9 protein-coding genes and 2 pseudogenes are annotated in these 9,456 nt (G+C 59.5%); 3 read left to right on the forward strand and 8 right to left on the reverse strand.

From position 1 onward, the window contains the following. The 4 genes and pseudogenes from NW857_RS10360 to rpsO form a co-directional block, all read right to left on the reverse strand. Positions 1-578: pseudogene (locus NW857_RS10360) on the reverse strand (ABC transporter ATP-binding protein); the annotation flags it as partial. 159 nt (positions 579-737) lie between these two features. Next, positions 738-1,931, reverse strand: a complete 1,194-nt coding sequence (gene larC, locus NW857_RS10365) for a nickel pincer cofactor biosynthesis protein LarC (protein ID WP_414335007.1) — start codon at positions 1,929-1,931, stop codon at positions 738-740. Positions 1,932-1,997: 66 nt separating this feature from the next. Then, positions 1,998-2,453 (reverse strand): annotated as a pseudogene (locus NW857_RS10370) (photosystem II biosynthesis protein); the annotation flags it as partial. A 17-nt stretch (positions 2,454-2,470) separates the two neighbouring features. Beyond that, positions 2,471-2,746, reverse strand: coding sequence for a 30S ribosomal protein S15 (rpsO, locus tag NW857_RS10375; protein WP_414335006.1), 276 nt, complete (start codon positions 2,744-2,746; stop codon positions 2,471-2,473). A gap of 93 nt (positions 2,747-2,839) precedes the next feature. Here rpsO and NW857_RS10380 point away from each other — a divergent pair, with 93 nt between their 5' ends. Next, entirely contained in the window at positions 2,840-3,523 is a 684-nt protein-coding gene (locus NW857_RS10380; RefSeq protein WP_414368884.1) for a HEAT repeat domain-containing protein, read from the forward strand. 18 nt (positions 3,524-3,541) lie between these two features. Here the strand turns inward: NW857_RS10380 and apcD are convergent, their stop codons facing one another. The 4 genes from apcD to NW857_RS10400 all read right to left on the reverse strand — a co-directional run bounded on the left by apcD (position 3,542) and on the right by NW857_RS10400 (position 7,346). Next, complete coding sequence (gene apcD / locus NW857_RS10385; protein WP_414335004.1) at positions 3,542-4,027, reverse strand: allophycocyanin subunit alpha-B; 486 nt, start codon at positions 4,025-4,027, stop codon at positions 3,542-3,544. Between the two features lie 182 nt (positions 4,028-4,209). After that, positions 4,210-5,445: a type IV pilus twitching motility protein PilT gene (locus NW857_RS10390; RefSeq protein WP_414335010.1), complete on the reverse strand. Its 1,236-nt coding sequence runs from the start codon at positions 5,443-5,445 to the stop codon at positions 4,210-4,212. A 370-nt stretch (positions 5,446-5,815) separates the two neighbouring features. Beyond that, positions 5,816-6,505: a GTP cyclohydrolase I FolE gene (gene folE, locus NW857_RS10395; RefSeq protein WP_414335003.1), complete on the reverse strand. Its 690-nt coding sequence runs from the start codon at positions 6,503-6,505 to the stop codon at positions 5,816-5,818. Positions 6,506-6,614: 109 nt separating this feature from the next. Further along, positions 6,615-7,346 (reverse strand): SDR family oxidoreductase, encoded by a 732-nt coding sequence (locus tag NW857_RS10400; RefSeq protein ID WP_414337664.1) that lies wholly within the window; start codon positions 7,344-7,346, stop codon positions 6,615-6,617. A gap of 226 nt (positions 7,347-7,572) precedes the next feature. Between NW857_RS10400 and NW857_RS10405 the strand changes: the two genes are divergently transcribed. Both NW857_RS10405 and NW857_RS10410 read left to right on the forward strand, forming a co-directional pair. Continuing rightward, on the forward strand, positions 7,573-8,760 hold the full coding sequence (locus tag NW857_RS10405) for an ABC transporter ATP-binding protein (RefSeq protein ID WP_414337661.1): 1,188 nt from the start codon (positions 7,573-7,575) through the stop codon (positions 8,758-8,760). A gap of 106 nt (positions 8,761-8,866) precedes the next feature. Beyond that, positions 8,867-9,456: NUDIX hydrolase (locus tag NW857_RS10410; RefSeq protein WP_414368886.1), on the forward strand; the 590-nt coding region annotated here is incomplete at its 3' end.

A 9,456-nucleotide genomic window follows, 5' to 3' on the forward strand; every position in this document is an offset into this window, starting at 1 on the left:
CCCAGCTTCAGCCGTGTATACCGATAGATCACCAAAATGGGAATGGCCGAGATGATCAACACCCCGTAGATGATTAAAAACTGCCAGAAGGTGTTCTCTTCTTTTTGCTGTAGGGCGGTGTCGATAAACCGAAAGATAAAGCTGATCATCACGTTTAATCGGTTTACCGTTAAAGATAGAAACAGCAAAAAGGTCAACAACAGCCATTGCAGCCAGCGCCGCTGAATCTGGCGCCACACCAGCCCAAAGGCCAGGCTGCTCAGAGCCAAGCTGGCTGCGGCCACCCACAGCAGCGGCGAGGCCAAGTTTCTCTCCGTTTGCGCCACCAGCCCGGCTGCTACATTGGTAAAAAACTCTGGGAACAGGGCCTGACCAACCAAGGTCACCCCAATCTCCACAAAGAACATCAAGGCAACCACAAACACCATGGCCGCTGCCAGCAAGCCAAAGAAAATCCAGCCCCCGTAGCGCACCCGCGGATAAAAGTAGGGCTGAGCTACCGTGATAAAGCGGTCCCAAAGTTTGCGGTCGAAATTAAATTGAGCGGCTTGGGATTCCATGTTTGTGGTCGTGGTCAAGAGCGTGGGATCGACATCTTCCAGGCTAGCAGGCCAGGGATCCCTTCTCGGTCCACCAGGAGCAAATCCCTTCGCCTCTGAGGAAGAGCCCCGCTGCTCATGCTGAGCCAGTGCTGGTAGGGCTTATGTCCAGCCTACTTTTGCCCAAAGCTTCTGTTTTCAGTCGGGATCCCCTTGCAGCCGCTTTTGCCACGCCGCTTGGGCCGCCAGCCACACCGTCTGGACCGGCACGCGGAACTCTTGGGCGCAGGCCACACAGTCGCGGAACTCCGGCTGGGCGTTGACAATGCGGCCATGGTGATGGGCCACCTTGATGTCCACCAGGCCGTAGGGGGTTTCCACCCGCTCGATCCGCCGCTCCAGGACGGTGCGCTGCTGCTGGGAGTGGCGGATGCCCAGGGTAGTGGTTTCCCGGAAGATGAGCTCCTGGCACTCCGGCACCCGATCCGGCGGGCAGATTACCGTCAACAACACCCCTGGTCGCCCCTGCTTCATGGTGATGGGCTGGGTAAACACATCCCAGGCGCCAAGGATCAGCAACTGCTCGCAGGTATAGGCAATCACTTGGGGGTTGAGGTCGTCAATCTGAGTTTGCAGCACCGAGACGATCTCGGTTGGCTCTTCCCCCTGGGACTGGCCAATCCAAAGACGAAACACGTTGGGAATGGGCAGCTCGCGGCTGCCGGCCCCGCGCCCCACTTTTTCCAGCCGCAGCGGTGGACAGGGCCCAAACGCTTCTGCCAGCGCCACCGCCAAGGCTGCGCCGGTGGGGGTAACCAGCTCGGCTTCCACGCCGTTGCTAAACACCGGCACCCGCCCCATCTCCCACAGCTCGATCACCGCCGGCACGGGCACCGCTAGTTGGCCGTGTTCGGTGCTCACCCAGCCGCCGCCAATGGGGTGAGGAGAGGAGATCACCCGCTCCACCTGCAGCCAATCCAGGCCGATACAGGTGCCGACGATATCCACCAGGGCATCGACGGCCCCTACCTCGTGGAAATGCACTGTTTCCAGGGGCACCTGATGGACTTTTGCCTCTGCTTGCGCCAGCTTCTCAAAAACTTTGAGGCTGCGGGCCTTGACCGCGGGAGCCAACCGGGATCCGGCAATCAAAGCCTGGATTTCCTTCCAAGGGCGGGCGGGCGGGGATCCGTCCAACACTTCTACCACCGCCTGTAGGGCAGGCTGGCCACACCGCTGCACCCGCTTCGCCTGCAGGCTGTATTCCCCCTCGATGCCCAGCGCCTGGAGCTGCTGCTTGAGATACTCCAAGGGCACCCCACAATCCAGCAGCGCCCCCAGACACATGTCGCCGGCAATGCCCGCCGCACAGTCGAAGTAAGCTATTCTCATGCCAGAGAACTGGGGGTGACAGCTATTGTAGGCAGCAACTGGCCTGGTCCGGTGATGGGAGAGGAATTAGGCTTCCCCAGAGTCTGAAGATTGAGAAGATTGGGCAGCAGATTCCCGCCAGTGTTGGATGACGTTGCCCAAATTGCGCCGAAACTCTCCAATTCCCAAGAGGGATCCGGGGTTGGGATCCCAGGAAGCCGAGAACACGCCGTAGCTGATGCCCAAAAAGCCAAGGCCAAACAAGGTTAGCGACTCCACCAAGGTGAAGTAAGGGGGCAAAGCCACCACATGGTTGGTTAAGAGGTAGTAATTGATGAAAAAGCTGCTCAGGCCCAGCCCAGAGGGGATCCCGGAAAACACCAGGATCCGCCGCACCATCCGCCGGCTGACCTCAGGGGGGATCGCAGCAACAGATTCCTGCTTAGGCGGCTTCTTCTCGACCTCAGCAGAGGTAGAACTGGGGCGACGGCGGACGGCTTTGGAATGGCGGCTGGATTTGGCCACAAAGACAGCTCTCCGATAGCGTTTTGGATGGGTACCTACTTTTTCACCCGGATGTTCAGCCGTTCGGCCAGCTCCCGGAAGCGGTCAGGAGAATGCTTAGCGATGTAGTTGAGCAGCCGCTTGCGCCGACCGATCATCATCAGCAAGCCGCGGCGGGAGTTGAAATCTTTCGGGTTTTTCTGGAGGTGCTGCGAGAGTTGGTTGATGCGGCTGGTGAGCAGAGCCACCTGAACATCGGCAGAACCGGTGTCGGTGTCGTGAAGTCGATAGCTCTCGATGATCTGCTGCTTCTCTTGTTGCAATAAGGCCATAAGATCAAAGGACTGGATGCACTGCTTCAAAATAATAACATCGACCTTTTGTCCCTTGCTATTGCCGGGGATGATCGTGGAGACAAGGGGAGCATGACACCAACCTCTGGAAATCCTCCGGCACTGCCGGCTTTGCTGGAACTGCTGAATTCACAAGACCTGGGAGATCGGCTGCGCGCCGTCAACAAGGCCAGAGAACTGCCTGGGCCAGAAGCCTTGACGCTGTTGCAGCAAGCCATAGCCGACGAGAATGCCCGCGTCCGCTATGCCGCCATCAGCCAGATGGGCACCCTATCTGGTGTCGATCCTGCCCCCCTTTTGCCCATTTTGCAGCGCTCTTTGCGAGAAGATCCGGAGTTCGATGTGCGGGCTGCTGCTGCCGCTGCCCTGGGGGATCTGAAGCAGCCGCAGGCCCTGGACGATCTTCTGGGGGCTTATCGGCGGGAAACAGAGTGGCTAGTGCGATTCAGCGTCGTCGCCGCCCTGGGGGAGCTGGGCAACTCTGCCGCCTTCGACACCCTGGTGGAAGCTTTGCAAGCAGGAGATGATCTGCTGACAACAGCCGCTGCCGCCGCCCTGGGGGATCTGGGGGATCCGCGAGCCATCCCCCATCTAGAGCCCCTCATCGATTCAGACGATTGGCAGTTGCGCTACCGCGTCTGCATTGCCCTGTCCAAGCTGGGCACCGAAGCCGCCCGCCCCGGCCTAACCCGGCTGGCCCAGGATCCCCAAGAGCAGGTGGCCGCCCACGCCCGCGCCGCCCTGGAATCCCTGTAGATCTCCGGCCAACCTGCCCTAGCTCATGGCGTTGATGATGTAATCAAAGTAGGGAGCGGCCTCGGCGGCGGAGTCCGGATCCAACAGGCTGAGGGCTGCTTCCTTCAAAAAGACCATCGCGTCGATCATGCCGGCGATGGGCACGTTGAGGGCGTTGTACATTTCCCGCACCCCTATCAGGCCGATGGACTCAATCGGCTCTTTGCTGCCGGCAATAATGCCATAGGTCACCAGACGCAGGTACCAGTCGTAATCTCGCAAACATTGGTTGTAGCGCTTGTCACCGTAAGCATTGCCGCCGGGTTGCACATATTCCGGCCGCTTGGCAAATAGCCGCTTTTGGGCCTCGTCGATGATGCGCTTTTTATTTTCTGTTAGCACCTGAGCGATTTGCAGACGCCTCTCGCCCGTAGTCATGTAGTTTCTGATGGCTTCCAGTTCGCTGACTGAGAGGTAACGCAGTTGGTCATCCGCGGTCTCGATGATCTGGTTGATCACGCTCACGGTAGGGATTCTCCTGTTTTGTAACGCTCTTTCAATTCACTTAATCAAGCCAGCCCAGCAACCCATCCCCCTAGCCAAAGGTTGGCCCAGAAGATGAGAAGACAACTTAGCAAGCTAACTGCTCCCAGTTTAGGATAGGACAGACCTTCCCTCAAGCACCTGGCCCAGCCGGCAGACTGGCTCTAAATCCGGCCTCGCAGCCATTGGGCCATCTCGTTGGGACGTGGGGCGGCCTCCAGACACACCTCTGCGGTAATCCGCCCCTCTTGGTAAAGCTTAAACAGAGACTGATTCATGGTACACATGCCCTCGTAGGAGCCATCGGCGATCAGCTCCTCAATTTCGTCCACCGCTCCCCGCTTGATGTAGTCGCGGATGGCATCGGTGTTGCGCATGATCTCATGAGCCGCTGCCCGCTTGCCATCGGTGGTGCGCACCAGCGTTTGGGCAATAATTGCTACTAGAGTCTCCGCCAGTTGCAGGCGCATTGGCTCCTGCTCCTCCGGCCTGTAGATCCCCAAGAGACGCTCGATGGTGCGGACGGCGCTGTTGGTGTGCAGGGTTCCGAAGACCAAGTGGCCCGTCTGGCCTGCCTTCAGAGCTGTATCCACCGTTTCCCGATCCCGCATCTCCCCAATCAGGATGATGTCTGGATCTTCCCGCAGCGAGGCTTTCAAGGCATTGGCAAACTCCAGGGTGTGGATGCCGACCTCCCGCTGCCGCACCATTGATTTCTTGCTCTGGTGGACGAACTCGATGGGATCTTCAATAGAAATGATGTGCTTGGGAAAATTGGAGTTGACGTAGTCCACCATCGCCGCCAGAGTCGTGGACTTACCGGAGCCGGTGGGGCCGGTCACCAAAACCAAGCCTTTGTGCTCTTCGGCAATGCGCTTCAACACCTCAGGCGCCCGCAACTGTTCCAGCGTCAAGATCTTGAGCGGGATCAGACGCATCACCATGGCCGGGCCGAGCAGAGAAACAAAACAGTTGACCCGACAACGCACCAAACCCTCGTACTGGATGGCGGTATCCAGCTCCAAACATTCTTCAAACTGACGAATTTGATTCTCCGGCAAGCTTTCCCGCAGCCAGCCATAAAACATCTCGGTGGTGGTGACCGGGTAGTTGCTCAAGACCATCTGCCCCCGATCCCGGAAACGAGGCACTTCCCCCACCCCCAGGTGAATATCGGAGTAGCCCTTGTCGTAGGCTTCCTGTACCAGTTGGCGCAGCGTCGGGCCAGCGGGGGCAGACTTAGGAGCAGCAGCGGCCACCGGGATCCGCCCGGCAGCCGTGGGGCGAGCTGGGGGCACAAAAGGCGGAGCAGCCGGACTGGGGGGCGACACCGGAGGCCGACCCGCAGCGGCAGGAGGAGTGGGCAGAGGCATCTGCGGGGGAGTGGCAGGGCCGGGCATGGGCACCGGTGTCTGCGGGGGAGCGGCAGCCACGCCCGGCGGGATGGGCCGGCCCAGGATAGGTTTGGGCGCACTGGGGGCAGGGCGCGATCCAGTTCCTTGCGGGAGGGGAGCAGCCGCACCCAGTATCGGATCCAACTGCGTTGGGGGCTCCACCTTGGGCGTCTGAGCAGCCGCACGCGGAGGGCGCTGGGCAACAGGCGGGGTCGGCGGCTTCCAACCGGAGTCTAAGTCGGTGGGAAATTGATTTTCGGGGCTGACCTCGCTCATAACAGGCCTCGCTTCTGGCAGGATCTGCGTCGATTTTAAGCTAGTATTCCCAGCCTGAGCAGAGGATTAGCTTTCTTGCCGGCAAAGCTCCGCGGGATCCTTAAAAGTTGGACGGGTGGCGAATGAGGCTCAAGAACTCCTCCCGCGTGCGGGGATCCTCCTGGAACACCCCCACCATCGAGCTGGTAACCGTCCAAGAGCCGGGCTTTTGCACCCCCCGCATCACCATGCACATGTGGGTAGCCTCGATAACCACTCCCACCCCATAGGGATCCAGCATGGTCATCAAGGCTTCCGCGATCTGGCGGGTAAGACGCTCCTGAACCTGCAGGCGGCGGGAGTACATCTCGACAATGCGGGCAATCTTGCTCAGGCCAACCACTTTTTGGCGGGGGATGTAAGCCACATGGGCCTTGCCGATAAAGGGCAACAGATGGTGCTCACAGAGGCTAAATAGGGTTACGTCCCGCAGCAGCACCATCTCGTCGTGGCCCTCGTCGAAGATGGCGCCGTTGATGAGATCTTCCAGGGACTGCTGATAGCCGCTGGTCAAAAACTTCAGCGCGGCCACCACTCGCTCCGGGGTTTTCTTGAGACCCTCCCGCTGGGGATCTTCCCCAATGCCCCGCAGCAACGTCTCCACTGCGGCCACCATCGCCGGATCCAGGCTTTCTGAGCCCCTGGGCTCTTGCTCTGCCGAGTGGGACAGATCGCGAATAACCCGAGACTTGAGGTTGGCTTTGTCGTTGAGTCGCAATTCGGCACCGGATCCAGGCTTGGCAAGAGTCATAGCAGGATATTCCTTTGGTTGAACGAAGGGTTGAAGGAACTTGTCGAGGGAGACAGGGCCGGGAAACCCTCAAAACTGGGCTAGCAAGGCCACCCCAGGAAGAGCCAGCCTAAAAGGCCCCCGCCGCCGGCATGAGGGTGAGATCTTCCACCACAGCACCCCTGGGCAGGCGAACGAGATAAGCAATCAAGTCCGCCACCCACTCCGGCGAGAGCATTTTGGAACGGTCGAAATCCACCTGAACCGTATCCGTATCCCAGAGAGGCGTATCCACCGCTCCGGGACAGAGGCTGGTTACCCGGATGCCGTGCTGTCGTTCTTCTTCGGCCAAGGCCTGAGAAAAGCCCAGCAGGCCGAACTTGCTGGCGCAGTAGGCTCCCCAATTGGGAAAGGCTCGCTTGCCCGCAATCGAGACGACGTTGACAATCACGCCGAAGCGCTGCCGGCGCATCGCCGGCAGGACGGCTTGGGCGCAGAGAAAAGCTGCCGTCAGGTTCAAGTCAATCACCCGCTGCCAATCCGATAAAGCTACGTTGGCCAAGGGACCAACGTAGGCCACGCCCGCATTATTCACCAAGACATCGCAACCGCCAAATCGATCCAAAAGAGCTTGCAACTGCTGCGGTAGAGCGGGCAAGTCGGCCAAGTCGATGGGAAAAACCTCCGCCTTTCCTCCTTTTGCCTGGATCTCCGCCTGCACGGCCAGCAAATCGGGATGGGAACGGGCCACCAAAGCAACCGCTATCCCTTCCTCGGCCAGTCTCAGAGCTACCGCTTTGCCGATCCCTCGACTGGCCCCTGTGATCAAGGCACGTTCGGGAAACTGGGGCTCAAAACTCATCCACAATAAGACTCTAGGATGCGCTGTCAAGAACAAGCGCCACCAGAGACCGGTAAACTTCGTTAACTGAGTTTAACACTGATTCCCGCCTACCACTCGAATCAAACGGGAAAGGCTGGGATTGATCCTATCCCTGCCGCCATCCATCTGCCCTGAGTCGGGCCGGGCAGGACTTAAGGTATGGTAGTCTGGTGAAAAATAGTGAAAATCTTTTGCAACAACTGTCATGACTGAGTTCTTGGTTTCCTCAACGTCCACTGCTGCCCGGGCGGATTCTCCCTACATTCTTCAGGTTGAGGGCATTAGCAAGAGGTTTCCTGGCCAGCGGCAGTTGGTTTTGCAGGAAGTGGCGTTTCGTCTGCCCCAGGGAGACATTCTGGGGATTGTGGGCCCGTCGGGCTGCGGGAAAACCACCTTATTGCGCACCATTGCCGGCTTTGAGCAGCCGGATGGCGGGCGGATCCTGCTGGGGGGGCGAGTGGTGGCCGGGGAGGGGCAATGGATCCCACCGGAGCAGCGGGGGGTGGGGCTGGTGTTTCAGGATTTTGCCCTGTTTCCCCACTTGGACGTGCTGGCCAATGTGATGTTTGGACTCCGGCCCGCCACCCTATTTGCGTCGGCAGGGGGGGGCGGCAATCGCTCCTCCTCACCTGAGTTGCGAGGCGCTGCCCAACAGGCGCGGGAACGGGCTTACGAGGTCTTGCGGTTGGTGGGTCTAGAGGACTACGCCCATCGTTATCCGCACGAGCTTTCCGGCGGGCAACAGCAGCGGGTGGCCCTGGCTCGGGCTTTGGCCCCCAGGCCCAGCCTGATCCTTTTGGATGAGCCGCTCAGCAATCTGGATGTGCAGGTGCGCTACTATCTGCGGGAGGAAATCCGCAAAATCCTCAAGCAAACCCAGACCTCGGCCATTTTCGTCACCCACGACCAGGAAGAGGCCCTCTGCCTTTCCGATTGGGTGGCGGTGATGCGGGAAGGGCGTATTGAGCAATGGGGATCCCCGGAGGAAGTCTATCGAGAGCCGGCCACCCGCTTTGTGGCCGAGTTTATTACCCAAGCCAACTTTCTTCGCTGTGAGCGGCGGGAGTTCGGTTGGCAGGCTGAAGAGCTGTCGCACATCCCCTTTCAGGCTTTGGGAGATCAGCGCGACCCCAGCTTGCGCTGCGCAGAGCTGATGATTCGGCAGGAGGAGTTGCATTTGCATCCTGACCCTCAGGGCGGCCTTGTCATCCGGGATCGACAGTTTTTGGGACGAGAGTATCGCTATTGCTTGATCGCAGAGTCTGGCAAAGAATTGCACGCCTTGGCGCGGGAAGCGCTGCCTGTGGGCACGCGAGTTCGAATTGCCATCGGGCAAGGTCGTCTGTTTCCCATTGCTGGGCCTGAGGGATCCCCGCTACAAAAACAAACCTGACCCAAAAGCCGCCCTTTTGCCCGACGTTCTCCCGGAGGCATGACCCAGGCGCTCCCTATCTGGCAGCAAACTGGGTAGGCTGTTGATGGAGGGGCAGTGGCAATCTATGCAGGGATCCCGCATCATTGCCGGCACAGTGGAGGAGCGAACCGCGTTGGCGGAGTTCCGCGTCGGTGTGGATGCGGTCATTTTTTCCATCGATACCGAGCAGAATCGCCTTCTGGTGCTGCTGGTGCGGCGGCGGGAGGATCCCTTCCGCGGTTGCTGGGCTCTGCCAGGAACGCTGGTGCGACGCTCAGAATCCCTAGAGGCAGCGGCCTACCGCATCTTGGCAGAGAAAATTCGTGTTAAAAATCTCTACCTGGAGCAGCTCTACACCTTCGCTGGGCCAGAACGGGATCCCCGCGAGGCCGAGGATGCCTGTGGGCTACGCTACCTGTCGGTCAGCTACTTTGCTCTGGTGCGATTCCAGGATGCTCAACTGCTGGCAGACGGAGTGGAGGGCATTGCCTGGTATCCCGCTGACCAGATTCCCCCTTTGGCCTTTGACCACGAAGCAATTTGCCGCTACGCTCGCCGTCGCCTCTGCGCCAAGTTGGAGTACAGCCCGATTGCTTTCGATATTTTGCCCGCCACCTTCACGCTGGGGGAGGTCTATCAGCTTTACGGCACCGTTTTGGGCGAGGGGTTCTCCGA

It is taken from the genome of Synechococcus sp. H55.9, assembly GCF_047462355.1.
GTDB lineage: Bacteria > Cyanobacteriota > Cyanobacteriia > Thermostichales > Thermostichaceae > Thermostichus.

Excerpts from the sequence above, each read along its gene's own strand:
- larC (WP_414335007.1), bottom strand. The coding sequence starts at position 1,931 with ATGAGAATAGCTTACTTCGACTGTGCGGCGGGCATTGCCGGCGACATG.
- folE (WP_414335003.1), bottom strand. The coding sequence starts at position 6,505 with ATGACTCTTGCCAAGCCTGGATCCGGTGCCGAATTGCGACTCAACGAC.
- NW857_RS10400 (WP_414337664.1), bottom strand. The coding sequence starts at position 7,346 with ATGAGTTTTGAGCCCCAGTTTCCCGAACGTGCCTTGATCACAGGGGCC.
- NW857_RS10405 (WP_414337661.1), top strand. The coding sequence starts at position 7,573 with ATGACTGAGTTCTTGGTTTCCTCAACGTCCACTGCTGCCCGGGCGGAT.
- NW857_RS10380 (WP_414368884.1), top strand. The coding sequence starts at position 2,840 with ATGACACCAACCTCTGGAAATCCTCCGGCACTGCCGGCTTTGCTGGAA.
- rpsO (WP_414335006.1), bottom strand. The coding sequence starts at position 2,746 with ATGGCCTTATTGCAACAAGAGAAGCAGCAGATCATCGAGAGCTATCGA.
- NW857_RS10390 (WP_414335010.1), bottom strand. The coding sequence starts at position 5,445 with ATGCCCGGCCCTGCCACTCCCCCGCAGATGCCTCTGCCCACTCCTCCT.